This window comes from Microcoleus sp. w1-18aA5, from assembly GCF_036701705.1.
GTDB lineage: Bacteria > Cyanobacteriota > Cyanobacteriia > Cyanobacteriales > Microcoleaceae > Microcoleus.
The window spans coordinates 1-25765 of sequence record NZ_JAUPTE010000091.1; the positions used below are offsets into that span (position 1 = coordinate 1).

The 25765-nt window shown below is 44.2% G+C and carries 21 protein-coding genes and 1 tRNA gene; 9 read left to right on the plus strand and 13 right to left on the minus strand.

Annotation, left to right across the window (positions count from 1 at the left end; all coding sequences use genetic code 11):
- Positions 1–138: 138 nt before the first annotated feature.
- The 3 genes from Q5691_RS23790 to Q5691_RS23800 all read right to left on the minus strand — a co-directional run bounded on the left by Q5691_RS23790 (position 139) and on the right by Q5691_RS23800 (position 6010).
- Complete coding sequence (locus Q5691_RS23790) at positions 139–786, minus strand: sigma-70 family RNA polymerase sigma factor (protein WP_333125558.1); 648 nt, start codon at positions 784–786, stop codon at positions 139–141.
- A gap of 399 nt (positions 787–1185) precedes the next feature.
- Positions 1186–4905 carry a hydantoinase B/oxoprolinase family protein gene (locus Q5691_RS23795; RefSeq protein WP_333347458.1) on the minus strand — a complete coding sequence of 1240 codons (3720 nt, stop codon included), beginning with the start codon at positions 4903–4905 and terminating at the stop codon, positions 1186–1188.
- A gap of 145 nt (positions 4906–5050) precedes the next feature.
- Positions 5051–6010, minus strand: coding sequence for a M20/M25/M40 family metallo-hydrolase (locus Q5691_RS23800; protein WP_333212904.1), 960 nt, complete (start codon positions 6008–6010; stop codon positions 5051–5053).
- A gap of 47 nt (positions 6011–6057) precedes the next feature.
- Here Q5691_RS23800 and Q5691_RS23805 point away from each other — a divergent pair, with 47 nt between their 5' ends.
- From Q5691_RS23805 to Q5691_RS23820, 4 genes are read left to right on the plus strand one after another with little or no spacing between them, the layout of a single operon-like run.
- Positions 6058–7311, plus strand: a complete 1254-nt coding sequence (locus Q5691_RS23805; RefSeq protein WP_333347461.1) for an AAA family ATPase — start codon at positions 6058–6060, stop codon at positions 7309–7311.
- A gap of 1 nt (position 7312) precedes the next feature.
- Positions 7313–7990 (plus strand): phage tail protein, encoded by a 678-nt coding sequence (locus Q5691_RS23810; protein ID WP_333347464.1) that lies wholly within the window; start codon positions 7313–7315, stop codon positions 7988–7990.
- Positions 7991–8041: 51 nt separating this feature from the next.
- Positions 8042–8338, plus strand: a complete 297-nt coding sequence (locus Q5691_RS23815) for a hypothetical protein (RefSeq protein ID WP_333347467.1) — start codon at positions 8042–8044, stop codon at positions 8336–8338.
- Positions 8335–8754 (plus strand): PIN domain-containing protein, encoded by a 420-nt coding sequence (locus Q5691_RS23820; protein ID WP_333347470.1) that lies wholly within the window; start codon positions 8335–8337, stop codon positions 8752–8754. Before Q5691_RS23815 ends, Q5691_RS23820 begins: the two co-directional genes overlap by 4 nt.
- A gap of 13 nt (positions 8755–8767) precedes the next feature.
- Here Q5691_RS23820 and Q5691_RS23825 read toward each other — a convergent pair whose 3' ends face one another.
- Complete coding sequence (locus tag Q5691_RS23825) at positions 8768–9841, minus strand: DMT family transporter (RefSeq protein ID WP_333347473.1); 1074 nt, start codon at positions 9839–9841, stop codon at positions 8768–8770.
- Positions 9842–10108: 267 nt separating this feature from the next.
- Between Q5691_RS23825 and sppA the strand changes: the two genes are divergently transcribed.
- Complete coding sequence (sppA, locus tag Q5691_RS23830; protein WP_333141974.1) at positions 10109–10927, plus strand: signal peptide peptidase SppA; 819 nt, start codon at positions 10109–10111, stop codon at positions 10925–10927.
- Between the two features lie 274 nt (positions 10928–11201).
- Positions 11202–11627: a chorismate mutase gene (gene aroH, locus Q5691_RS23835; protein WP_333212910.1), complete on the plus strand. Its 426-nt coding sequence runs from the start codon at positions 11202–11204 to the stop codon at positions 11625–11627.
- A 161-nt stretch (positions 11628–11788) separates the two neighbouring features.
- Here aroH and crtR read toward each other — a convergent pair whose 3' ends face one another.
- Positions 11789–12679 (minus strand): beta-carotene hydroxylase, encoded by an 891-nt coding sequence (gene crtR / locus Q5691_RS23840; protein WP_333212911.1) that lies wholly within the window; start codon positions 12677–12679, stop codon positions 11789–11791.
- A gap of 454 nt (positions 12680–13133) precedes the next feature.
- On the opposite strand from crtR, the gene pyk reads away from it, so the two are divergent.
- Together pyk and Q5691_RS23850 are read left to right on the plus strand one after the other, a co-directional pair.
- The gene (pyk, locus tag Q5691_RS23845) at positions 13134–14921 is read left to right on the plus strand and encodes a pyruvate kinase (protein WP_333212912.1); all 1788 of its coding nucleotides are present in this window, start codon (positions 13134–13136) and stop codon (positions 14919–14921) included.
- A 94-nt stretch (positions 14922–15015) separates the two neighbouring features.
- A tRNA-Thr gene (locus tag Q5691_RS23850) sits at positions 15016–15087 on the plus strand.
- 473 nt (positions 15088–15560) lie between these two features.
- Here the strand turns inward: Q5691_RS23850 and Q5691_RS23855 are convergent.
- The 8 genes from Q5691_RS23855 to Q5691_RS23890 form a co-directional block, all read right to left on the minus strand.
- Positions 15561–16619 (minus strand): potassium channel protein, encoded by a 1059-nt coding sequence (locus tag Q5691_RS23855; RefSeq protein ID WP_333212913.1) that lies wholly within the window; start codon positions 16617–16619, stop codon positions 15561–15563.
- Between the two features lie 345 nt (positions 16620–16964).
- On the minus strand, positions 16965–19802 hold the full coding sequence (locus Q5691_RS23860) for an AAA-like domain-containing protein (RefSeq protein WP_333347476.1): 2838 nt from the start codon (positions 19800–19802) through the stop codon (positions 16965–16967).
- A gap of 10 nt (positions 19803–19812) precedes the next feature.
- Positions 19813–20331: a type IV pilin-like G/H family protein gene (locus Q5691_RS23865; RefSeq protein WP_333347478.1), complete on the minus strand. Its 519-nt coding sequence runs from the start codon at positions 20329–20331 to the stop codon at positions 19813–19815.
- 98 nt (positions 20332–20429) lie between these two features.
- Entirely contained in the window at positions 20430–20957 is a 528-nt protein-coding gene (locus Q5691_RS23870) for a type IV pilin-like G/H family protein (protein ID WP_333212916.1), read from the minus strand.
- A 101-nt stretch (positions 20958–21058) separates the two neighbouring features.
- On the minus strand, positions 21059–21586 hold the full coding sequence (locus Q5691_RS23875; RefSeq protein ID WP_333347481.1) for a type IV pilin-like G/H family protein: 528 nt from the start codon (positions 21584–21586) through the stop codon (positions 21059–21061).
- 107 nt (positions 21587–21693) lie between these two features.
- Positions 21694–22212, minus strand: a complete 519-nt coding sequence (locus tag Q5691_RS23880; RefSeq protein WP_333212918.1) for a type IV pilin-like G/H family protein — start codon at positions 22210–22212, stop codon at positions 21694–21696.
- Between the two features lie 116 nt (positions 22213–22328).
- Positions 22329–22889, minus strand: coding sequence for an SPFH domain-containing protein (locus Q5691_RS23885; RefSeq protein ID WP_333212919.1), 561 nt, complete (start codon positions 22887–22889; stop codon positions 22329–22331).
- A gap of 136 nt (positions 22890–23025) precedes the next feature.
- The gene (locus Q5691_RS23890) at positions 23026–23571 is read right to left on the minus strand and encodes an NfeD family protein (protein ID WP_333212920.1); all 546 of its coding nucleotides are present in this window, start codon (positions 23569–23571) and stop codon (positions 23026–23028) included.
- A 175-nt stretch (positions 23572–23746) separates the two neighbouring features.
- On the opposite strand from Q5691_RS23890, the gene Q5691_RS23895 reads away from it, so the two are divergent.
- The gene (locus tag Q5691_RS23895; RefSeq protein WP_333347483.1) at positions 23747–25543 is read left to right on the plus strand and encodes an AAA-like domain-containing protein; all 1797 of its coding nucleotides are present in this window, start codon (positions 23747–23749) and stop codon (positions 25541–25543) included.
- Positions 25544–25765: the final 222 nt, after the last annotated feature.

A 25765-nucleotide genomic window follows, 5' to 3' on the forward strand; every position in this document is an offset into this window, starting at 1 on the left:
TGATGCGGAAATTGGTGCATTTGGCTTTTGGTATTTTAAAGTCCCAAAAGCCTTTCGACCCCAATTATTTACTTGCTACCCCTTGACAGGTCAAGACAGTATCTACAACTAGAAATGGCGGATTTGTATGGTGTATATCTAGACAAGTGCTTCTTGATAATCGAGATTTTCATCGAGATAAATAGCCCGAATATCCTCCGGCAAGTTGGATTCTAAAGTTTGATATCCTTTTTGCAGCAAAGCCTTTACCTGAGCGGGCGAAATGGCTTCGCCTTCTGCTTGCAAATAAGCTGCAATTCGAGTTTCGCTCCAGCGGAAAGTCTGAGCCATCAACACCACTAAACGCGGCAGCGGCGCTAACAACTCCAAGGCTTGTTTGACGTAACACCACAGGGGAGGCGGAGCCGATTGCAAAGAGTAGTGAATCGACTCAACAGGGGGCAATTCAGCTTGATTGATGCAGACGGCGGTGACATTAATCAGCCAGTTTTGGAGACTAAGATTTCCGCCATCAGACTCTTGGATCTCGCGGCGCAAATCGAGGCCTCGCAGTTCGTGATAGATGTGCAGCCAAGTGTGGGCAAACAGGTAATCGCCTTGTACGGGCGATCGTACGGAATGGCGAATCAGGGAGTGGACTATTTGAGCGTAGCGGCAAAAAATCGCCGTGAAAAACCTACCCTGATCGGGATGGTTTTGAAACAGAGTCAATAATTCCTGGTCGCTGTGATGGAACAGGGATTTGACTACAGGATGGTTGAGTTCTGAAAAATTAGGTGTTTGCACAATTGTTCTGGAAAGGTTTTGGGAATAAATGCTGGTGCAGCCCGATTCTACACGATTTGTCGATCGACATTCCAGAGTTGAGGGCTATTTTTTAGCGGTGCGGTGCCAGCAGAGCGGTATTTCTGGCATTTTGTCCCTCTTTCAAGATAATATATACTTTTCACTTGTGCGATCGGGCTTTTCACACATCAGAAAAGTTATCAAAAACTCTGGCTATATTACTTCCCCTAAAAAAGAATTTTCACCGGAACAATGCGTGTCGGTTCATCACGATAAATTAAAAAAGATCGCTTACTTATATCGTTTCCGGTAGCATCAGAATGATACCGAGGACGCAGCAGTGCCGTGTCCTGACTGTGGGTAATATTAATTCCGATGCTACCGGAGTTGATATTACTACTATAAATAACCATATCCTCCACCCCCCGGAGTCTCAATGACAAACACATCCCCCGGCTGCATTTCCAAACTCGCCGTACTTCCCAACTCCTCAACCTTTCCATCAACCTTTTCAACATAATTCCGTCCAACTTTACCGGCTTCACCCCCCTTCAAACCGCAAGGAGAAATCACCCGCCGCCCCGATAAAATTCCCGCCGTCATCGCTTCCCGAAACCGCACTCGCCGCACAACTCCATTACCGCCGCGATGACATCCATTCCCCCCACTATTAGCCCGAATTTCAAAACTTTCTAACAACACTGGGAACCGCCACTCTAATACTTCGGGATCGGTTAAACGCGAATTAGTCATGTGAGTTTGTACCGAATCAGTGCCGTCAAAATCTGCACCAGCCCCCGAACCGCCGCAAATAGTTTCATAATATTGATAGCGCTGATTTCCAAAGGTAAAATTATTCATAGTTCCCTGAGAAGCCGCCATCACTCCCAACGCACAATACAAAGCATCGGTAATATTCTGCGATGTTTCCACATTGCCGGCAACTACCGCCGCTGGATAGCGAGGATTTAGCATACAGCCTTCGGGATTGATGATTTCGAGAGGTTTCAAACAGCCAGCATTGAGAGGAATATCGTCATCTACCAACGTGCGGAAAACATACAAAACAGCGGCTTTGCACACGGCTGCGGGAGCATTAAAATTGTTGGATTGTTGAGCAGAAGTGCCACTAAAGTCTATTTTTGCACTGCGCGCAGATTTGTCAATTGTAATCGCTACCTTAATTTGTCCGCCACTATCCATCGGATAAGTAAATTCGCCATCTTGCAAAACATCAATTACCCTGCGTACCGACTCTTCCGCATTGTCTTGTACGAAGCCCATATAAGCTTGCACAGTCTCTAATCCATAATGTTCTACCATCTTGAGAAGTTCTTCGGCGCCGCGCTTGTTAGCAGCAATTTGTGCTTGCAAATCGGCTATATTTTGAGGAGAATTGCGAACTGGAAAATTACCCGATGTCAGAAGTTCTAGTAATTGTTCTTCTCGAAAATTGCCCTCGCTTACTAACAGGAAATTGTCAAGCAATACACCTTCTTCAGTTACTGTTGTACTGTTAGGAGGCATGGAACCGGGAGTAATGCCGCCGATGTCGGCGTGGTGTCCCCGCGAGGCCACATAAAACAAAGGAAGGCAGGAATCACGATCGAATACTGGAGTAATAACGGTGATATCTGGTAAATGCGTGCCGCCGTTGTAGGGATTGTTAGAAACATACACATCGCCCGGTTGAATCGCATTGCCTTGTGCTAAAATTAAAGCTTCAACGCTTTCGCTCATCGAGCCCAGATGTACGGGAATGTGCGGCGCGTTGGCAACTAATTGCCCGTGTTTGTCGAAAATTGCACAGGAAAAGTCGAGACGTTCTTTGATGTTGACTGAGGAACTTGTGTTTTGCAATGTGACTCCCATTTGTTCCGCGATCGCCCGAAACAAATTATTAAAAATTTCCAGCAAAACCGGATCGGATTTAGCCGCAGATAAACCCGAATGAACGCGGATATTATCTGCGTCCATCTGCGTGCATCTGCGGTTCAAAATTAAATCGTTATTTTCGGTGATTTCCCCTTCCCAGCCCGGTTCTATGATATTAGTTCCCGTAGCTTCAACAATCATAGCAGGGCCTTCTATGCAGTCGCCCGATCGCAAATCGTCTCTCTGATAAACAGGCGTTTCCCGCCACCCGCCAGCAACATAGGTTTGCACGGTTGAAATTGGTTGCACAGGCAAGATGCCCGTGCCACAAGAGGGGGAAATTGTGGAGGCTTCCGGCACATCCATTCTTTCTACAACTTCCACGGAAACCGCTTCCACAATCAGCGGTTTTTCTGGCATAATAAAACTGTAACGCTGTCGGTGGGCTGCTTCAAATTCAGCCTGCATCGCCTCAATATTGTCAGCAAAATTGACCGCCAAAACCGAGTCACTTCCCTGATATTTTAAACGCAACTTGCTAACAACTAAAACCTCTGACACATTCTCTGTGTTCTCTGCGCCTCTGCGGTTCAATTCCCTCTTTCCATCTGCCTCCAATTCGGTTAAAATATAATGCAAATCAGGTAATAATTCTGCATTTAATTGTTGCTCGATCGCCCTTTCGCGAATAGCCCGCACATCAGCCAAACCCATACCGTAAGCGGACAACACACCCGCATAAGGGTGAATAAATACCCGTTTCATCCCCAAAGCATCGGCGATCGCACAAGCGTGTTGGCCGCCCGCACCCCCGAAACAGCACAATGTATACTCCGAAACATCGTAACCGCGCTGAAGCGAGATTTTTTTGACAGCATTTGCCATCTTTTCCACCGCGATCGCCAAAAAACCCTCCGCCACCTCTTCGGCCGTCCTCTCGCCCCCAATTTCCCCCGCTAATTGCACAAATTTTTGGTTTACTACCTCAGGGGCGATCGGCAAATCTCCATTCAATCCAAATACTTTCGGGAAAAAATCCGGTTGAATTTTCCCCAACATCACATTGCAATCAGTCACCGTCAAGGGGCCGCCTTTGCGATAGCAAGCGGGCCCAGGATTGGCCCCTGCGGACTCCGGCCCGACGCGGTAGCGAGCCCCGTCAAAAAAGACAATTGAACCGCCGCCGGCTGCTACAGTGTGAATTGCCATCACGGGCGATCGCAATCTCACCCCAGCAATTTCCGTCTCAAATTCGCGTTCGTATTCGCCGTTAAAATGGGCAACATCTGTCGAAGTTCCGCCCATATCAAAGGTAATAATTTTATCAAAACCTGCCTTTTTGCTCGTTTGAACTGCACCGACAATTCCCCCAGCAGGCCCGGATAAAATACTGTTTTTTCCTTGAAATTGTGCCGCGTCCACTAAGCCGCCATTCGATTGCATAAACATTAATTTGGGGGGCGGTGCCCCGGTGCCCGCCCCAACAGCCTCGTTCCCAGGCTGTGCCTGGGAACCCATATCCAGAGGCTCTGCCTCTCTTAATTGACTTGTTACTTGTTCGACATAACGCCGTAAAATCGGAGATAAATAAGCATCGACAACCGCAGTATCTCCCCGCGAAACCAGTTTCATCAGCGGGCTAACTTCGTGAGATACTGAAATTTGAGGAAAGCCAATTTCTTTCGCTATTTTAGCAACTTGTTTTTCGTGTTCCGAGTAGCGGTAGCCGTGCATGAATACGATCGCACAACTGCGAATTCCCTCATCGTATGCTTGCTGCAAAGACGGGATAAACTCGGTATTGACAGCAGTTAACTCCTCACCTTGAGCGCTGTAGCGTTCTGCAACTTCAATAACTCGATCGTACAGCATCTCCTGCAAAACAATGTGACGCGCGAAAATATTCGGGCGGTTTTGATAGCCAATTCTAAGCGCATCGCCGAAACCTTTAGTAATTAACAAAACTGTGCGATCGCCCTTTCGTTCCAGCAAAGCATTTGTCGCCACCGTCGTCCCCATTTTAATCGCTTCAATTTCGGCCGCAGGTATCGATGCGTCGGCGGGAATTCCCAGAATGTCGCGAATTCCTTGAACTGCGGCGTCGGTGTAGCGTTCCGGGTTTTCCGACAGCAGCTTGTGAATGACTAATTTACCGTCGGGGCTGTTGGCGACAATATCGGTAAAAGTGCCACCGCGATCGATCCAGAATTGCCAGCGAGTGCGATCGGGATAAGTAGGATTCATATCTCTTTTTTCTAAAATTTTTGCTTGACTAATTTACAAGTATTCAACAAACTTCTGTTCGAGTCAATTCATAAAATTCATAACTTCGGATCATAAAAGTCATAATTTCTGGCCGCTCAAACTAGCAGGCGATCGATCATGTTAATTATAGATGTCGAATGCCCTTGACTAACCCTTGACAAACACCAGCCAGAAAATCCAAATCCAAAGTCTCAATCCTATCGCTTTCTCGATGATAATGCGGATTTCGCATATTAGCAGTATCAGTCACCATAATAGCCGGATAACCATTATCCCAAAAAGGAACATGATCGCTGCGGCGAGTATCCGGCACAATTAAACCTCGATTAGGCACTGGTAGCCACTCACAGGGCTGACCAGATTTGCGAATTTTGCCACTCAAATTAATCAAATCGGGAACCGTCCGCAAAGTGCCAATTAAAGCAATAAAATTGCCACTATTTGGATAAAAATATTTCAAGCCTGCGGGATAGCTTTGAGAATTAGGATTATGGTTGCAATAACCCAACATTTCCAAACAAATCATTAACCGGATTGACTCTTGCTGTTGCTTGTATTTAGCTGCATGATGACTGCTTCCCAAACAACCGTATTCTTCCATATCGAAGGCAACTAATTGCACTGGATATTTGAGCGGCCCAGATGCGATCGCCCTTGCGAGTTCCAGCAAAACAGCAACACCAGTAGCATTATCATCGGCCCCAGGTGATCCGGGTACAGTATCGTAATGAGCACCAATTACGATCGGCGGCAACCGCTTATTAATCCGCTTTTCAATACCCAGATTCTCTTGCTTTCCCCCCTTAGCAAGGGGTGATTCTTCTTGCTTCCCCCCGTTAGCAAGGGGTGATTCTTCTTGCTTCCCCCCCTTAGCAAGGGGGGGACTGAGGGGGGGTAAATCCAAGATAAAATTGTGATGAATTCGCCCGCGCACCGAAAAATCGTCAATTTCTACAGTTCCCCACTGTGCCAACTGTTCGCGGATGTATTGCTGAGCATAAAAATGCCCTTCGGATGCGAGGTATGGGTTGCGATCGCGTACAATTTGAATCAGATGGCTGTGCAAGCGTTCCTTGAGATTCATGCGATCGGAGATACAATGAGTACACTAAGATTATATGGGATTGAATTATGATAGGAGAAGTCAGAATCGAAAATTATAAGTCCATTCAAAAGCTGAAGCTAGAATTAGGACGAGTAACTGTATTGATCGGTGAAAATGGCTGCGGCAAAAGCAATATCCTAGAGGCGATCGCCCTGGCTTCTGCGGCGGCAGATGATAAGCTGGATAACGAGTTTTTAGCTTCTCGGGGCATCAGAGTTACAGAACCTCAATTTATGCGATCGGCCTTTGAAATGGAAAATTTGGTTAAAAATATCAAAATTGATCTCAAAGAAAATGATGGAAAAAGCTTTAATTGTATTTTAGATCATGATAACTCTCCCTATTCTCAATGGGTCAATAAAAACTTCGTGAGCGCTCCTGAAATTTCTTTGGAAAATGTTGATTCAAACTCAGGTAAAGCCGAAGAGGTTATATTAATAGAAGATTCACAAGAGGTTTCTGAAAAATCACAAAAAGAAAGCTTTCAAAAAAAACTAAATACAGTTTTTTTTGAAATAGAAAATTTTAGAGTCAGTATAGAAATAGAAGAAGAAGAAGTGCCAAAAAACATTGCATTATTAAAAAGATGGTTTAACAATTTTTCTTCTAATTCTAAATTAATTAAATTCACAATTTACTCTCCCGAAAACCAAGCATTACGCACTTTTGAAAAAGAAGGACAAATTCAACCGTTAGGCATTAATGGTGAAGGATTATTTAAACTGATAAAGGTTTTGAAGTCAGAGGAAAACCCAAATCGACTCAATCAAATTAAAGAAAAGCTGCAATTGATAGATTGGTTTAAAGATTTTGAAGTCCCTAAAAATTTATCACCAATGCAAAGCTATCTCCCAATAAAAGATAAATATTTAGACATTGATTTAAGCTATTTCGATCAAAGAAGTTCTAATGAAGGCTTTTTATTTTTACTCTTTTACTTTGCCTTGTTCATTAGCGATCTCACGCCGAGTTTTTTTGCAATAGATAACATTGACGCTTCCCTCAACCCCAGATTGTGTCGCAGATTAATGCAAGAATTAGTCGAATTAGCAAAAAAACACGACAAACAAGTTATATTCACAACCCACAACCCGGCAGTTTTGGACGGTTTAGATTTAGATGATGATGAACAGCGGCTGTTTGTGATCTACCGCAACCAATTAGGGCATACTAAAGCTAGACGCATTCTAAAACCTGAACCTCTAGAGGGACAAGAACCTGTAAAATTATCAGAGGCGTTTTTGAGGGGCTATATCGGCGGACTTCCTAAAAATTTTTAATATGATTAGTTTTGGATTAGTTACAGAGGGACTTACTGACCAGATTGTTATTGAGAATATTTTAGCTGGATATTTCAATAGTCCCGATTTAGATATCAGACAACTTCAACCAGAAAGAGATAAAGACAATGAGAATAAATCCACCTACGGCGGCTGGACTCTAGTTTTTAATTATTGTAAGTCAAGAGATTTTCAAGAAGCATTGCAATTTATTGATTATATCATTATCCAAATAGATACGGATGTTTCAGAAGATTATAATATCCCCAAGCAAGATGAAAACGGTGAATTTACTCCTCAGCAGTTAATTGAAAAAGTTATTGAAAAGTTTAGGGGTGCAAGCGGCGATGATTTTTACAGCAAATATCAACAAAAAATTATATTTGCAATCTCCGTACATTCTATTGAGTGTTGGTTGCTTCCACTGTATTATACCGACCCAAAGAAAAAATCTAAATTTAAGAACTGTCTCGATACTTTAAATCGGCCAGTTCAGAAAAAACACAATTTTACGATCGACGCTCATGCTAAAAATCCTGAATATTATCGAGTAATTTCAGAACAATATCGCAAGCATAAAGTTTTGATGAAGCATTACTCAGAAAATCCCAGTTTAAAAACTTTTATAGAAGAGATTAAAAGCAGAGACATTAAGATTGGTGATGAAGAGGATTGGTAATGAAGCAAGTTATTATGTCATATAATAGAAACATAGTTACCGGAGATTACCATGCAAGCATACAAACTTAGAGGTAAAATCGATGCAACTGGCAACTTGGTAGTTGTGGAACCTGTGAATATGCCGCCGGGAGATGTAGAAATCATCGTCTTGCAGCTACCTGATACGGTTAAACAAGCCAGCGCGTCAGAAAATGTCGCACCTGAAGCACCTCAAAAAAAGTTTAAAACTAACGTGAAGGCATTTCAAGGTTTATTCGATCGAGATGCTGTACCGGAACCGCTGGATTTTGACGATCCCGACAAACAAGCAAAATGGGAATATTTAAAGGAGAAACATAACTTGTGAAAATCCTGATAGACACCAATATAATAGTAGATGTTGCGCTCGAACGAGAACCTTTCTTTGCTGAGAGTGATCGCATTTTAACTTTTGTTGAAGAAGCACAAATTCAAGGCTATATTTCAGCCTCAACTTTTAGCGACCTTTACTATATTATCCGCAGAGACAGAGGCCGCGATTGGACGCTGGATTTTTTGCGGCAGTTAGCCACATTTTGTCAAGTAGCAACAGTAGATAATTCTGTTATTTCAATGGCATTAACTTGCAAATTCAAGGATTTTGAAGATGCGATTCAGTACAGCACTGCTGTAATCAATCTAATTGATGCCATTGTCACCCGCAACCCGCGAGATTTTCCGGTTAATACTCCTAGGATTGTAACTCCAAATCAGTTAATTCTTGAATTAACTGATTCTCCCTAAATTGCTCAAAGTGCTAAACTTCTGATTCCAATTCGCTAACCCGCAACTGCACGGGTAATTCTACAGAATTCAACTCAGACGACTCTAACAATCCTGTTGCTTCAACTTCTGCACTCGCTTCACCCTGCCGCATTTTTCGCAATTTCTCACCCAAAGTATCCCGCTGGTTAATCAAATAAATACTCACCAAAGTCAGCCCAACCCCCATCGATTGCAGTGGATTGAGCACTTCGCCCAAGAACAAATTGCCGAACAGCAAAGCAAAAACAGGCGTAAGAAAGGTAAGAGAACTTAAACTTGTTAGACTGCCACTCGAAGCAAAATAAAAGAATAAACCGTAGGCGATCGCACTTCCGAACACAGTAGAATAAGCTAACGCCATCCAGCCGGAAAAATCGATATTCACAAACTGTTCAGACTCAGTTGCAGCCGAAATTGCCAACAGCGGCAAACCGCCCAAAATCATGTGCCAACCAGTCGCCACCACCGGGTCAACATAACGACAAACCCAGCGCACCAAAACCGTACCCACAGCCATCGACAAAGCAGCCAACAGCATCAACCATTCTCCACCCTGAAACAACTGTTCGATACCCGCAGAAACCTGCGCGTTTTCAGGATGAAAAAGCCCCAAAATCCAGCCATCGGGCAACCCGATCAAACTAATCCCAGCAACGCCAATAACTAATCCCAACCAGCCCCAAAAACCAATTTTTTCTTGAAACAGCCACAAACATAAAATCGCCACAGCTAGCGGTTGAGAATCAATCATCACCGAACCCAAGCCGGCACCGGTTCTCGCCAAACCTTCAGCTAAAAAGCCTTGAAACAAAGTAGCGTCAACCAAAGCAAACAGCGAAATCCACAGCCAAGCTTTCCAACCCTGCGGCTGCGGTTTTCCCATGAATGCCGCCGCCAGCAGCACCAACGCACCCGCAGGTACTAGACGCACGAATGCCACAAACAGTGGCGTTGTGTGCGGCATCACCCCCTTCATCGCTACCATCGCGGTTCCCCACAGGAAAAATGGCGCAATTAGCAACAGCGGGGCAAAAGGTAGTTTTGAATCGGTAAGTTTTAGCTGCATGGCGGAGACTCCAAATAATTGATGAGATTGATTCTCGTGGGGATGATGTAGTTTTGTTAAGCAATTTTTACAATTATATATTGGTGTTGAGTTAAATGCGATCGCACAAATCTCGGCCATTATGAACAGGCAAGATGCCTGTTCCACAAAATCAAGGTGGAACAGGCATCTTGCCTGTTCCTAAATGCCACAACATCTACCCCTATGAATAAGGCACACTATAAGAAGTTAGCTACAAAAATTCGTAACATTGCCTGTACACTGCCCATGATTTGGCCATTCAAGCCCCGCTACCGCAAACAAATCGCCCGTATCGAAATCACCGGCGCCATTGCCGGAGAAACCCGTAAACGAGTCCTAGAAGCTCTCAAAACCGTTGAAGAACGCAAATTTCCCGCCTTGCTGCTGCGGATAGACAGCCCCGGCGGCACTGTGGGCGATTCCCAGGAAATTTACAGCGCGCTCAAGCGTTTGCGCGAAAAAGTCAAAATTGTTGCCAGTTTTGGCAATATTTCAGCTTCTGGCGGAGTTTACATCGGCATGGGAGCCGAACATATCGTTGCTAATCCCGGTACAATTACTGGCAGCATTGGCGTGATTATCCGGGGCAACAATCTAGAACGGCTGTTAGAAAAAGTAGGCGTTTCTTTTCAGGTGATTAAATCGGGGCCGTATAAAGATATCTTGGCATTCGATCGCGAATTGACCGATCCTGAACAGCAAATTCTGCAAGACTTGATCGACACCAGCTACCAGCAATTCGTGGAAACCGTTGCGGAAGCCCGGAACTTGGCTGTTGAGAAAGTGAAAAGTTTTGCCGATGGTCGCGTTTTTACCGGTCAGCAAGCCTTAGAATTGGGTTTGGTCGATCGACTGGGAACAGAAGAGGACGCTCGCCGCCTTGCCGCCGAACTCGCAGGCCTCGACCCGGAAAAAACCGAGTCTTGCACCCTAGAAAAACAAAAACCTTTCCTAAATCGTGTCTTGGGGAGTAGTCTGGATATATCCGGGCTTTCAGCTTACAATAATTTGCTGGAATTCGAGCTTTCTACTAGCGGTTTGCCGCTATGGATGTATCGCCCGTGATTAAATAAATTAGTCATTGGTCAGGAGTCAGTAGTCATTAGTTACTCCCTGGATGATTGGGCGATTGAAATCTGTTGACCTCAAACTCAAATGTGGCGCTTCGCCCGTCATAAGCGCTTCCCGCTGGCTTCGCCTACGAGTTCGAGGTCAAACTACACAAACGAAGTCCACTCAAGGGGGGACTAAGAAATAAACTGGGTATTTAAGCCTAATTTAGTATGACTAATGACTAATGACTAATGACTAATGACTAATAACTAATGACTAATGACTAATGACTAATAACAAAAATATGGAGGAAATTTGCGTGGAGTGGCAAGTGCGGGGGATTCGTGGGGCAACTACTGCTAGCGAGAATTCGGTGGCAGCAATTCGAGAAGCGGTGAGAGAATTATTAGATGAATTAGAAGCAAAAAATGATATTAATCCAGAATTAATTATTAGTGCTACGTTTTCTGCTACTCGTGATTTAGATGCTGTGTTTCCGGCTGCGATCGCCCGCGAACGTCCTCATTGGTGTAATGTTCCTTTGTTGGACGTGCAGCAAATGCACGTTGAGGGTGCTTTGGAACGCTGCATCCGGTTTTTAATTCACGTCAATTGGCCGGCAAATACTGAAATTTATCATCCTTATTTGCGGGGAGCTCAAAATTTGCGCCCGGATAGGAATTTAGCGGTGGCGGTGGCTGGGGAAAAATAATAGATTCACTTTGGGCTTGATTTAAAAGTTAACTCACCATTACAGGTGGGTTTATTTTTTACGGGACTTGATACAGTACAAAACCTGCCCCGGGGATATATGCTTAAAAGCTTTTATTAGAAAAAAAACCCGGTTTCTTTGAGAAGCCGGGTTTTTTGTCATCAATCAGACGCTTTCTTGTGATGCAGCCTAATCCCTAAAAAAATGTCATATATAAAACTCCAAAAGTCCTTTTTCCCTTCCAATATTCCCAAAGTTTGAGGAGAACCTTTCTCATCCAACAGCGGCTTGACAGCCTCATAAGCAGGCTTGTAATTGTACCAAGGAATGGAAGGCCACAAGTGATGAATCAGATGATAATTCTGCCCCAAAATCAAGATATTTAGAATAGGACTAGGATATACTCTGGCATTTTTCCAGCGATCGCGCTCGTGAAACGGACGGTGCGGCAAATAATCAAAAAATAACCCCAAGGCCAACCCTACCACCAAAGCAGGAGAAAACCAAAAATTCAGCACGTAACCTAAATGATCGTACTGAATGGCAATATACACCACCGCTACGACAAACAAACGGCTGAGAAACCATTCCAAGAGTTCGTATTTCCGCCACAGTTTGCGCTTAAAAAAGAAAATCTCGTGGTAAAAAAACCTCGCAGCAATCAACCACAAAGGCCCGCCAGTCGAAACATAATGGTCTGGATCGTTATCTGGGTCATTAACGTGGGCGTGATGCTGCATATGTACCCGCGTAAACACCGGGAAAGCAAAACCCAACATCAGCGCGCTACCGTGTCCCAAAATAGCATTAACTGTGCGATCGCGATGAGCCGCATTATGAGACGCATCGTGAATCACAGTTCCAGCCATGTGCAAAGCCAACACGTTCAGCGAAAAACAGCACCATTGGGGCCATTCCCAATACCAGAAACCCAAGTAAGAAATCACGATAATCGCTACTGCACTCAAAAACAGCAGTAGTGTCGGATTAAAGTCACCGGGAGGACTCAGAAACTCTTTCGGCACTGTCAGCGGCCGTCCTGCCTCCGACATTTTTGTTAAGACTCCTTAATATTTCACACTTGCGTAGTATAAGATACAAGCCGGACAATAGTAAAGTTTTGTCAGGAACCTCAGCCTCAAGGCATGAAAGAACAGAGTTCGATCGCCAGAAACTAGCCTCTGCACAAACAGGAAAATATTGATGTTGTGCAAGGATACCAGTGCTAAATTAGCCAAAATAGTTCAGCAGACTACATAAAATCAATGGGTATGTCTGTATTTATGTCAAGCCTGAAAGCGAAAAATTTGCAAAAAAGAGCGCTCCCGAAGAAAAAATTACCGATCGGTAAAAAGTCAGATATTCTATATATTGTTCAATACCTGCTTTTTTGACGACTATCAAAATTTTTAAGACTTGAGACTAGCGTCATTGCTTGTAGTGCAAAAATGAAACGTTAGCCGAAATTTACACAAGAAATCCACCTGCCTCCCCAGAACACCGCTGATGCAATTGCCAAAAGCCCTACGCCGGACTAAAATCGTCGCCACCATTGGCCCAGCAACCTCGGACCCACAAGTGCTGCGCCAGCTCATAGAAGCAGGTGCCACAACTTTGCGACTCAACTTTTCCCACGGAACAGAAGAAGACCACCAGCGCAGCATTCGCTTAATCCGGCAAACATCCTTTGAACTCAACCAGCCGGTTGCCATCCTCCAAGACCTCCAAGGCCCAAAAATTCGTTTAGGGCGCTTTGAGACAGGCTCTATAGTTGTCAAAAACGGCGATCCTTTCATTCTCACCAGTCGCCAAGTTCCCGGCACCGAGCTCATTTCTTCCGTCACCTACGACCCCCTAGCAGACGAAGTTCCAGAGGGAGCAGTAATTCTGCTCGACGACGGCAAAGTGGAAATGCTGGTCGAAAAAGTAGACCGCGGGGCGCGGGAATTGTACTGCCGCGTCGTAGTCGGGGGGCCGCTTTCCAACAACAAAGGCGTGAATTTTCCAGGAGTTTACCTCTCAATTAAAGCGCTGACTGATAAAGACCGCAAAGATTTAATGTTCGGCCTCGACCAAGGTGTCGATTGGGTAGCCCTGAGCTTTGTGCGGAATCCCCAAGATGTGCTCGAAATTAAAGAGCTGATTGCCAGTGCGGGCAAGCAAGTACCGGTGATTGCCAAGATCGAAAAGCACGAGGCGATCGAACAAATGGAGGAAATTCTCACCCTTTGCAACGGGGTGATGGTCGCCCGCGGCGATTTGGGAGTGGAACTACCCGCCGAAGATGTGCCGATTTTGCAAAAGCGGCTGATTGCTACCTCCAACCGCCTGGGTATTCCGGTAATTACCGCTACCCAGATGCTCGACAGCATGGTCAACAATCCCCGTCCCACCCGCGCCGAGATTTCCGACGTGGCAAACGCGATTCTTGACGGAACTGATGCCGTGATGCTCTCGAATGAAACTGCTGTCGGCAAGTTTCCCGTCGAAGCGGTGGCGACGATGGCGAGAATTGCGGTGCGGATGGAGAGGGAAGGAATTAAACGGAATATTAGGAATGTAGAAGATATTGGTCGATCGATCCCCAACGGTATCAGCCAAGCAGTCAGCCAAATCTCCGAACAATTGAACGCGGCGGCCATCATGACGCTGACCAAAACCGGCGCCACAGCCCGAAATGTCTCGAAATTCCGACCCAAAACTCCGATTTTGGCAGTTACTCCTCACGTAGACGTAGCCAGACAACTGCAATTAGTATGGGGAGTAAAACCTTTGCTGGTGTTGGATTTGCCCTCCACCGGCCAGACATTTCACTCTGCCATGACAGTCGCCCAGGAAAAAGAGTTAGTGTGCGACGGAGATTTAGTGGTGATGACCGCCGGTACTCTGCAAGGGGTTGCGGGATCGACGGATTTGATCAAAGTTGAGGTAGTGACAGCAGTTTTAGGCAAAGGCACCGGTGTCGGTTTGGGATCGGTGAGTGGCATGGCTAGGGTTGCTCGCACTGCTGCGGATGTAGGCAATTTCCACGCAGGAGAAATTTTGGTAGTGGAACACACAAGCGTCGCTTTTGTGGAGATGATTCGGAAAGCCGCAGGTGTGGTGACGGAGGAGGACAGTTTGACTTCTCACGCGGCGATTATCGGTTTGCGCTTGGGCGTGCCGGTGATGGTGGGCGTGAAGAATGCCACGCGGGTAATTCGGGACGGAACTATGCTGACGCTGGATATGCAGCGGGGTTTGGTTTATTCCGGGGCCAGAGGCGGCTCAACTGACACGGAAGTGACCGTTTAACTGTTTGTGAGCTAGGGGTTGTGGAGTTTTGAATTAAATTCTACAACTCCTTGCTTTTTTCGCTATATTTGTGCTACAATTCAAAATTGTCTGTGCCGATGTAGCTCAGGGGTAGAGTATTCGATTCGTAATCGAACGGTCGTGGGTTCAAATCCCACCATCGGCTTGCAGTTTCAGCGATTTTTGATTTTAGGATTTGTGAGAATGTAGCAAATCTGTAGCAAAAGGCAGTTTAACTGCTCAAAAATGCTCTCGGCCAAGTAGCCGAGAGCATTTTTATTTGCCCTAAATCCTTGTGTGGTGGAGATTATGAATTTTTTCAATCATATCGTTTCCGGTTGCATCGGTATTGTTCAAATGTCCAAACAGTCAGTTGTCATATCAATTCCGGTTGTATCGGAATGATGAAACCGCAGAGGACACAGAGAAAGGGAAGAGAGAGATGAATAATTCCGATGCCAACGGATTTGATATCATATTATTTCCGGTTTCATTGGAATAATAAAATCGACTCAACATTTAACACTCAACAATTCAGTTTTTCGACCACTCCTTCTACAGTCAACAGTCAACAGTCAACAGTCAACAGTCAACAGTCAACAGAGGACTTACATTCCTGACTACAAACCTGACATCGTATTAGTTCGGGGGCCGGGGGATGCGAAAACTCAGGGGACTGAGGATTTGATTGAGAGTTCGCAGTTGTTCAGCAGTACCCAAACAAATCAGCATATCTCCTCCTTCGATCGCAGTTTCTCCGGTAGGCCCGACAATCAAAGTCCCGCCAGCGCGCCGCACTGCTAAAACCAAGGCCCCCGATTGCGATCGCAACTTGGCATTTCTCAAAGTTTCCCCAACGTAGACACAACTATTGGGATCGACCAAAAATTCTTCCATGTAAAAAGAACTGTCGGTACCAGTCAAAACACCGTCTAAAAAATCCATAACTTGAGGCCGCAAAGCCGCCGCCGCCATGCGCTTTCCCCCGGTAATGTAGGGGGATACGACGGCATCGGCGCCGCCCCGCTGCAACTTCTTTACCGCTTCTTCTGTGGTGGCGCGGGCGATCGCCCGTACCTTCGGATTCAGAGTTTTCGCTGACATGACAGTGTATAAATTCTCGGCATCCGAAGGCAAAGCTGCTACTATGCAAATTGCGCGATCGATGCCTACATTTACCAAAGTTTCGTCCAAAGTCGCGTCTCCTTGCACAGCCGTGTACCCCAGCGCCAAAGCTGCCTCAACCGACTGTATCGCCGAATCTATCACCACAAAAGAGATATATTCGGCCTGAAATTCCAAGGCAATTTGGCGGCCAGTGCGCCCAAAACCGCAGAGAATGTAATGCCCGATCAAAGAATCTACCAATCGTCGCTGCTGCCTAATTCTTGCTCCTTCTTGAAAATATCCTTCAATCAGCGCTTCTGTAAAGCGGTTGACGATGAAACCAATCACAATCACACCCATCAAAATCAGGCATATAGTAAACATTCGCCCGCGTTGACCGAGGGGCTGAAGTTCACCGTAGCCCACAGTTGCTAGGGTAAATACTGTCATGTAAGCGGCATCTAGCAAAGACCATTTTTCCACCTGCCAATACCAGAGAGTACCCGTGCAGAAAATGCCGCCCAGGGCGATGACTCCGCCCGTTAAGTCTTTTTGCAGGCGCTGGTACTTTTGCTCTAGAGTTGAATACACCGATCGGGCTGACCTATTACCTATTACCTGCTACCAATTTTAACGATATCAGCCCTAGACGCATGGGCGGTCAATCGATTTTAGATTTTAGATTTTAGATTTTAGATTGACTTGCGCGAGATGCGGGGGCTTGAGGATTTTCGATTTGACATTTTGGATTGATTCCACGGATAAATCACGTGGCGGGTACCACCTTTGAAAATCTTGGTCAAAAAGCCAGTTTCTGCCTAGATACTTTGCTGCAAAACTCAACATTTTGACCGAAAGCCTCCAGGATAAAAGCCACCGAATTTATCCGTATGGTCAATGCTTCAATTCTTTAATCTCAATTCTAAAATCTAAAATTTAAAATCTAAAATCTAAAATCGATTGACCCGGTTTTTTTTGCGTGAGTTCCGACTGAGTTCCAATCCCATCGCAGAGGTGGCGATTGTTTTGATTGGCGATCGGATTTGTCTGCAAATAATTGCTGGCTCCATTACAACCCTGCTGCAATAAATCGTCAAGATTAAAATTCCACAGCATCACCGTACCGTCAGCACTAGCACTAGCGATCGCTTTGCCGTCTGGACTAAAACTCGCACTCCAAACAGCATCCTTGTTACCTTTTAAAGTTTTGAGCAATGTACCGTCAATGTTCCACAGCCTCAGCATTTTGTCTGTGCTTGCAGATAGCAAAATTTGACTGTCGGGACTAAAGCTAATACTTGTCACTCCACTTGTATGCTTTAAAATACTTAGCGGTGTGCCGTCTTTGCTCCAAATTGTCGCAGTTCCTCCAGCACTTGCAGCCGCCAGCATTGCTCCATCGGGACTGAAAGTTACACTCATAATTTTATCACTTTCCATCTGTAAAGTTCTGAGCAATTTGATATCGGTGCTGGCTTCGATTGACTGCTGTTTTTGTAACTTTTCCATAACCTTTCTCAAGCTCCAAAGTTTAATAGTGCCATCTGTACCAGCCGCAGCAATTATCTGACCGTCTGGGCTAAAATTTGCGCTGATTATCCAACCTCGATCCACTTTTAAACTTAAGAATTCTTCACCGTTTATTTTCCATAGTTTAACTGTTCCATCGGTACTTGCTGAAGCAATAATTTTACCATCTGGACTAAAAGAAACGCTTGTTATTTGACCGCTTTGTCCTTTGATATCATGAATTAACTTGCCATCTTTTTGCCAAATTTTGAGAGTTTTGTCGTTGCTGGCAGAGACAATCATCTGACCGCTCGGACTGAAAATTGCCCTAATAATTTTATCAGTATGCCCTGTTAATGTTGCTTGCAAAGTTCCATTAGTTTGCCAAAGCTTGATATAATTATCATCGGTAGCAGTCACAATTGTTTGACTGTCGGGACTGAAAATCGCGAAAGCAAGGGTACTCGCTTGAGTCTGCAAGCGGCGGCGTTCCCGAAAGTTGTAAACTGCCTGTTCGAGGGCGATCGCCACTCGCATCTGAATATCTGAGCTGACTCCGAGCGATCGTTTCATTTCTGTAACAGCTCGAATGCTTTCTAGCAAAGCTTCTTCTTTCTTATCCGCAGCAAATAGGGTTTCTGATAGCAAACTGAGAGTGAGGATTTTGTTGTTTCTTTCTTCGATTGACGGTTTAACCCAAAAAGTTACTATCAGGATTGATATTAATATGACTGCGGCTCCTGTAACTGTTTGCACTCTCAGTTGTTGCTCGCGCCAAAGTTTAACTGCAATCGCTTTTTTCTGCTTTTGTGCTTCGCTTAGTTCCTCTAGTAACTTTTTTTCGCGGCGCAGTTGTTCCATTTCAGCTTGAGTTTGTTTTTCGCGATCGCGCAATTTGGCAAATTCCGCTTCTTGACTCGCACCTAAAAATTGATAATCTTGGGTGTTCAAGCTTTTATTTGCCGCCCACTGTCTGGCATCTTCCAGTGATTGACCGCGCAACAAGCGAGATTCGTCTTGACAATTTGTAGCTATCCATGCTGTTAGGGATTCAGCATAGGGGCGCAAGTCGCCGAGTGCTTTTTCTACCCAGTTATGGCTGAATATAGCTGCGTAAATGCGGTTGGATACGGTTAATTTCCCGGCTCGTTTTACTACTAATCCGCTCAGCCGCAATTCTGTTTGTTCGGGAGTATCATCCGCCCAGATTCCCCCTACCAGGGCGGGCACGGGGGCACAGCCCCTACAATCGGGGAGTTCTGAAAGTGGCAATATTTTTTGATATAGTCCTAATAACCTACTGGCGCGGTGCGGACTTCTGAGAAGGCGATCGCGAATTGTTTTGATGTGTACCGGTTCATCGGATGATTCCCAATTATCAATAATATGAGATTGCACGATCTCGCTAATTAATAATTGATTTGTACGAAAATTTTTAGTTTTGCTTTCATCCGTTGAGTATGATATAATAGAAGCCGAAGCTAAGCTTTTTACATGGTGCAAAATCAGCTTGCAAAGCTTTTGAGTCAGAAATGGCTGCCCTCCCGTCCAGTCCAAAATCTCTTTTAAAACCTCTTGAGGATTCTCTACTTTTCCCTCAAATCCCTTTGCTAAAGGCAGAGCTTCTTGTAAGTTAAAACCGTGCAATTCAATAGCTAACCCGATATTAAATGGCGTGCGAGTTGCATCGCTAATTAAATCCGATGGGGTAGCTACTCCCAGCAAAGCAAATGTAATGCGCTGGTATTCTGAATTGTGAGCCCGTTTATTGTAGCAACATCTAATTAATGCAAAGAAATCGTCTAGCGGTTCTTGGAAACTCAGAACGCTATCAATTTCATCAATAAAAATGACCAGGTTTTGAGAAATTTTGACCAGCAGCAATTCTTCAATTAACTCTCCTAAGCGCTGCACCGGCGACATCAACTCTCTCTCCCGCCACCAAGCCATAAACTCGACTGGGTTAAACAGGTTGAAGCTGCACAATAGCTTGTAAGCGACGCCGCCGTACCACTTATCTAGAGAGACTTGCTGGTTGCCAATGTCCGAAAGGTCGATCGTAGCACAGGCAATGCCATCAGCCGAGAGTTTTTGTACAGTTCGCACCAGCAAACTGGATTTGCCCATTTGTCGGGAATTGAGTACGTAACAAAACTCTCCAGCTTTGAGGGCTTGATAAAGTTCTGAGTCAGCTTGTCGCACTACATAAGTAGGTGCATTTTGCGGGAGACTGCCGCCGATTTGATATTGGTAATCGACTGTCATGATCTAGCCCCTAGTCATAAGTTTGTCTCAGTTCTGTGGTGCCTGTAGCACAAGCAATTTTACCATTTTGATAAGTTGGTTCTGGTGGTTTAATTGTACCAGCAGAATCAGCTCCGCACAATATAGATGTGGTCATTTTTTTATTTTTAGAAGGATTTGACTCACCTTTGAGAGCAGGAATTATAAAAACTCCACCGACACAGCTTTTAAGATTTTTATGCTTTGAGACTCCATAATTAAATGTTGCTTTTTTTGTTGTATGGTGCGAATATTTGTAATTTTCTGTCTCGGTCTTAATAATGCGAATTTTTAAAGCCTTAACAGAAGTGCTAAAAACACTTTTTTCGGCAAAATACGCTTGCTGACGTTTGTTGATTAAGCTAATATAATCTCTGGGTTCCCATTGCTTTTTGTTCCTAAGCTTAACCTGAAAGGATGGCACAGCTACCGAAGCTAATACTCCAATCACCACTAAACATCCACCAACATTCGATGCAAGGCTAGCTGATTTATAATTTCGTTGACTCATTGTTTTGTACCCTCTCTGTTTGTTGTAAGAACTTTAGTTCGGTAAATCTTAAGTGAATGCTGATTTGATATTGGTAATCGACTGTCGTTATATTGCCTCTATTCATAAGTTTGTCTCAGTTCTATGGTGCCTGTAGCACAAGCAATTTTACCATTTTGATAAGTTGGTTCTGGTGGTTTAATTGTACCAGCAGAATCAGCTCGGCACAATATAGATGTGGTTGTTATTAGATTTTTAGAAGAATATGACTCAACTTTTGTAGCAGGAATTACAAAGACTCCCCCGACATAGCTTTTAAGGTCTTTTTGCTTTGATATCCCATAATTAAATGTTGCTTTTTTTGTTGTATGGTGGGAATATTTGTAATTTTCTGTCTCGGTTTTAATAATGCGAATTTTTAAAGCCTTAACAGAAGTGCTAAAAACACTTTTTTCGGCAAAATACGCTTGCTGACGTTTGTTGATTAAGCTAATATAATCTTTGGGTTCCGATTGCTTGTTGATCCTAAGCTTAGCCTGAAAGGATGGCAGAGCTACCGAAGCTAATACTCCAATCAACATTAAAAACACTAAGTATCCACCAACATTCGATGCAAGGCTAGCTGATTTAGAACTTGGTTGACTCATAGTTTTGTATCCTCCCTGTTTGTAGTAAATAATTTAGTCAGGTAAATCTCAATTAAAAGCCGATTTAATCTTGTAATCGACTGTCATTATATTGCGTATAGTTAGTTTGGTGAGACCATTGGTCTTGTGCCTTTACCGCAAGCAGTTTTACCATTTTCATAGGTGGGTTCCGCTGGTTGAATGCTACCGGGAAAATCAGCTTCGCAGAATATAAACGTTGTAGTTATTTCCTCTTTGGTAGCATTGGGAACAAAGTTTTTTGGCGGAACAATAAAAACACCGCCGACATAACTTTTTAATTCGTTTTCCTTTGCTACTGCATAATTAAATGCTGCTTTCTTAGTGGCGCGAATTGAATACTTGAAAACTTTTGTCTCTGTTTTAAGGCCAATTACCAAAGCCTTAACAGAACTGGAAAAAGCATTTTTTTCGGCAAAATAGGCTTGCTGACCTCGGCTCATTGATCTAACATACTGTATCCCTTCCATTTTCTTATATTTACAGCCCTTGCAACCACCCAGAAATGATGGCAGAGCGATCGCGCCAATTACTACAATGCCCATTAAAAGCAATAAGCATCCGCAACCATTAGGTGAAAGGCTAGCTGATTTAGAATCTTGTTGACTCATAGTTTTGTACCCTCCCTGTTTGTAGTAAAGACTTTACTCCGGTAAATCTCAAGTGAATGCCGATTTGATATTGGTAATCGACTGTCATTATCTTGCGTATAGTTAGATTATCTGGTCACTTGTCTTGTGCCTTGCCCACAAGCAAGTTTACCGTTTTCATAGGTGGGTTCCGCTGGTTTAATTGTACCGGGAGAATCAGCTTGGCAGAATATGGATATTGTTGTTATTCCATCTTTAGCAGCATTTGGCTCAACTTCTTTAACAGGAACTAGAAAGACACCGCCGACATAACTCTTAAGTTGTGGTTGCTTGGAGACTCCATAATTAAAAGCAGTTTGCTTTGTGGCGCGAACTGAATACTTGTAATTTGTTGTCTCCGTTTTTATCCCAAGTTCCAAAGCATTAACAGAAGTGGCAAAAGCACTTTTTTCAGCAAAGTGAGCTTGCTGCGCCTTGTTCATTGAGCTACCATACTGTTTTGCTTCTGACTGCTTGCTTCTATTGGTATTATTTAGATAAAATGGCAGAGCTATCCCATTCATTACTCCAATACCGGTTATAAGTAATAAGCATCCGCAACCGCGACAAGCTGCATTGCGAACTATTGATTCTTGATTTGTAGTCATGGTGTTGTCTCCTTAAATGGTATATACAAGGTGAATTAAAGTCGGCGAGGCCGAGCCTCTGGATCTGCGTTACCAGGCAGAGCCTGGTAACGAGGAAAAGGAGGAAATACTAATCTTTAAGCTCGCAGCTTTTGTACTTCTTTCCGGTCAAGGGATGTGGGCTGAATCACTTTACTGCCGATCGCAAAATCGCGCAATTCCACTCTCGTAAACTTCACCCCCCAAGGATCTGTCGTTGTATCCAACTCTTCCACTAAAGCATTATTAATCTCATGTCGAGCCGTGTAGAGTTCCTCAACAGATAATTTAGCAAGGTGAGTCCGAATTGAAAGAATCAGCATATTTAACATCGCTTCCTTGAGATTCTGCACTTTGTAGGAAGCTTTTTCTAAGTCAATGATTCGCCAGTACACAATAAAATCAACGGTGATAGCCACCCGATCGCGCGTTGTGCATTCTTGCGGTGGCAAGTTTAAAATTTGCTCGCGCAGAGTTTGTTTATAGGCGACTGTTTCGACAAAGGGAATCAAAAATGTTATACCCGGTTCGAGCTTTTTTCGATCATACTTTCCGAAAATTTCAACTAATGCCTCATCTCCTTGACGGACAATTTTTACGCTGTTGGCTAAGGATACTCCGGTGATGGCAAACAATACCGTCAAAAAATACTGATACATAGTGAATCTCCTGGTAAATAGTTGACAGTTGACAGTTGACAGTTGACAGTTGATAGTGATTTCTTAGTCTCTTAGAGGGACTTTGTTTGGCAAGAAGCGATTCAACTCGCCGAGTTATAAAAGAGCTAACTCAGATTTAGCTGTTGATATGAATTAATCTGTCAGGTACAACAATCAGCGTGTTTCCTTCGCGGCGCAAAACGTAAACTTTTTGTCTGGGTGCGATCGCCCCTTGGGAATCTTCATTACGGGCTTTCCACGAAGCCCCTTCATAGATCACCATTCCGGTTTCTCCGGGGAAAATTTCGGAGATAGTTGTCGCTTCCGTGGCTTCGGGAATGACAAACTTTTTGCGAACAATGAAAATCGGTCTAATCCAGATGCTCAGCGCGAGGGCTATCCCCATCCAGTAGAAGATTTGCCAGTCAAAATCTTCATACATTATGTTCGCCCAACTAAACTGAAATGCTACAGATCCTCTCCACAAAATAAAGGCTTCAATTAAAGCCGAAGCTCCCATCATTAGCAGGTAAAATCTGTATTTTTGGGGCTGAGTTTTGATAATTAATAGCTCCATCGCACTAAGCACAACTCCGATCAGCAACCAGAATAGGGGCGGGGTGAAGGCGAAACCTGGTTGATTAGTGGCTGACGCCAGCGACCAAATTAGGATAGAATACACAATGCTTTTACCTCGTTTTGATGGGATTCAACCTTGTTATTTCTAATCTAATCAGGTGGCTATTTGAGTTGGCGACTGAGTTATTTGAAAAATCATCGACTTTTCATCGACTTTTCATCGACTTTAGGTACGGTTGGCATTTATGATGGTTTCAGTGTTTTGATTGTGATAAGCAATGCCACGATCGCTAAGGGTGCGCGAAGAGTGCATTCGCGCAGTTAAATCCTGTCTCCTGAGAAATGGCTTCCCCAGTCAGAAAATCCTGGCTGAGGATTTAGGGATGGCGCAATCTACTGTCAGCCATTTTCTGAATGGCAAACCTGTGGATTATGCCAATTTCATCGAAATTTGTCGCGGATTGGGGCAGGAATGGCGCGATATAGCCGATTTTGAGGCGAATTCAGAGCCAAAGGAGGTAGTGCTGGTGGGGGCAAAAGTGGCGATCGTCTTCGAGGGCTTCGCCAACGGGCGTTGGCTAAGCCCTCGAAGAGGATCGACCTCACACAAAACCCTTTCCCAGCAGTTACACCAAGCTTTGAGTGCGGGAGGCCACGAAGTCTTTTTTATTAACAACAGCAGCGAGTCAGGCTCATATTTAAAGCGTTGCGATTATTTGCTGTTGCTGATTTCAGAAGAATCGGCCGCTAGCGAAATGGTATTGGAACAAGTACAGCTAGCCAAAGAATTGCACAATATTAATGCTCAAAAGCCCGCAATTTTACCGATTTTTATTGAATTAAATACACCGCTTTCCTTTGATTTACTGAGCTATTTAGCCGGAATTCAGCCCTGGCTGTGGCGCGGTGCTGGCGACTCCTACAAGTTATTATCAGAAATTTTAACTATCATCAAAGAAGGTCGCACATCGTTAACTGCCGACAATGAATTAGCTGTAGAATGGAACGCAATTCATAGCACTAAACAGTCAATAATTAAACCCCTGCCAGCAGCACCGCCAGAATTGCCGGGAGGACAAGTTGAAATAGCTTCTTGTTTTTATATCGATCGCCCTCCGATCGAATCCCGCTGTTACGAGACGATCGCCCAACCGGGAGCGCTAATCCGCATAAAAGCACCCAGACAAATGGGCAAAACTTCCTTAATGGCGAGAATTTTGCATCATGCAGAAGTGCAAGGTTCTCGCACGGTAGCGCTGAGTTTTCAGCTAGCCAATAGGAAAATATTCGCTAATTCCGATACATTTTTGCAGTGGTTTTGTGCTAGCATCGGTCAAGAGTTAGGAATGCTGGAGCAGTTGCCCAAGTGTTGGGAATTAGCCGATTTGATTGGCAGCAATCAGTGCTGCAAGGCTTATTTTGAACAGTATTTGCTTTCAGAATCCTCACAACCTCTGACGTTAGGGTTGGATGAGAGCGATCGCCTGTTTGAATCACCGGAAATTGCCGACGACTTTTTTGGGTTATTGCGCGCTTTACACGAAGAAGCAAAACGGCGCGATATTTGGAAAAAGTTTCGCTTGATTGTGGTGCATTCTACGGAAGTATATATTCCGCTGGATGTGAATAAATCGCCGTTTAATGTGGGTTTGCCGATTGAATTGCCAGAGTTTAATTCCCAGCAAGTGCAAGACTTAGCAAAGCGGCACGGATTGAATTGGAGCGGGAATGAAGTTCCAGAATTGATGGGGTTAGTGGGCGGAAATCCTTATTTAGTGCGACTAGGAATGTATCATATTTCGCGTCAAGATGTGACTTTAGAGCGGTTAGTGAAAGAATCTGCAACAGAAGCGGGAATTTATAGCGATCATTTGCGGCGGCATTTATGGAATTTAGAGAAATATTCGGAATTAATGGAGGCGATGAGAGAGGTTGTGAGTGTTTCTCAGCCAGTTAGATTGAGGTCAGAATTGGGGTTTAAGTTAAATAGTATGGGGTTGGTGAAATTGGATGGAAATCATTGCATTCCGAGATGTCGGTTGTATCAGAAGTATTTTGGCGATCGCCTAGGTTGATAGTTATACGTTGTACCAGTCTCAAGAAGGGGCAAGATGCCCGTTCCACAAGAACCCACATTCCGCAGATATTCAAGCAGATTTAAATCCAAAGAAATTGAGAATTGCCAAAACCTCAAATGATTGCATAGCAATAATTTGAGGCTTTTTTAAGGTATAATAATTTGTGCCAGTATAGCAACCTTCAAAACTATGAAAAAGCCCTCTGAAGCTATAAATATC

Bases quoted from the DNA above. Each gene is read 5' to 3' on its own strand.
- Q5691_RS23815 (WP_333347467.1), top strand. From the start codon at position 8,042: ATGCAAGCATACAAACTTAGAGGTAAAATCGATGCAACTGGCAACTTG.
- sppA (WP_333141974.1), top strand. From the start codon at position 10,109: ATGATTTGGCCATTCAAGCCCCGCTACCGCAAACAAATCGCCCGTATC.
- Q5691_RS23860 (WP_333347476.1), bottom strand. From the start codon at position 19,802: ATGACAGTCGATTACCAATATCAAATCGGCGGCAGTCTCCCGCAAAAT.
- aroH (WP_333212910.1), top strand. From the start codon at position 11,202: ATGACTAATAACAAAAATATGGAGGAAATTTGCGTGGAGTGGCAAGTG.
- Q5691_RS23885 (WP_333212919.1), bottom strand. From the start codon at position 22,889: ATGTATCAGTATTTTTTGACGGTATTGTTTGCCATCACCGGAGTATCC.
- Q5691_RS23880 (WP_333212918.1), bottom strand. From the start codon at position 22,212: ATGACTACAAATCAAGAATCAATAGTTCGCAATGCAGCTTGTCGCGGT.
- Q5691_RS23870 (WP_333212916.1), bottom strand. From the start codon at position 20,957: ATGAGTCAACCAAGTTCTAAATCAGCTAGCCTTGCATCGAATGTTGGT.
- Q5691_RS23825 (WP_333347473.1), bottom strand. From the start codon at position 9,841: ATGCAGCTAAAACTTACCGATTCAAAACTACCTTTTGCCCCGCTGTTG.
- Q5691_RS23800 (WP_333212904.1), bottom strand. From the start codon at position 6,010: ATGAATCTCAAGGAACGCTTGCACAGCCATCTGATTCAAATTGTACGC.
- Q5691_RS23795 (WP_333347458.1), bottom strand. From the start codon at position 4,905: ATGAATCCTACTTATCCCGATCGCACTCGCTGGCAATTCTGGATCGAT.
- Q5691_RS23810 (WP_333347464.1), top strand. From the start codon at position 7,313: ATGATTAGTTTTGGATTAGTTACAGAGGGACTTACTGACCAGATTGTT.
- Q5691_RS23805 (WP_333347461.1), top strand. From the start codon at position 6,058: ATGATAGGAGAAGTCAGAATCGAAAATTATAAGTCCATTCAAAAGCTG.
- Q5691_RS23875 (WP_333347481.1), bottom strand. From the start codon at position 21,586: ATGAGTCAACAAGATTCTAAATCAGCTAGCCTTTCACCTAATGGTTGC.
- Q5691_RS23865 (WP_333347478.1), bottom strand. From the start codon at position 20,331: ATGAGTCAACGAAATTATAAATCAGCTAGCCTTGCATCGAATGTTGGT.
- pyk (WP_333212912.1), top strand. From the start codon at position 13,134: ATGCAATTGCCAAAAGCCCTACGCCGGACTAAAATCGTCGCCACCATT.
- Q5691_RS23895 (WP_333347483.1), top strand. From the start codon at position 23,747: ATGCCACGATCGCTAAGGGTGCGCGAAGAGTGCATTCGCGCAGTTAAA.
- crtR (WP_333212911.1), bottom strand. From the start codon at position 12,679: ATGTCGGAGGCAGGACGGCCGCTGACAGTGCCGAAAGAGTTTCTGAGT.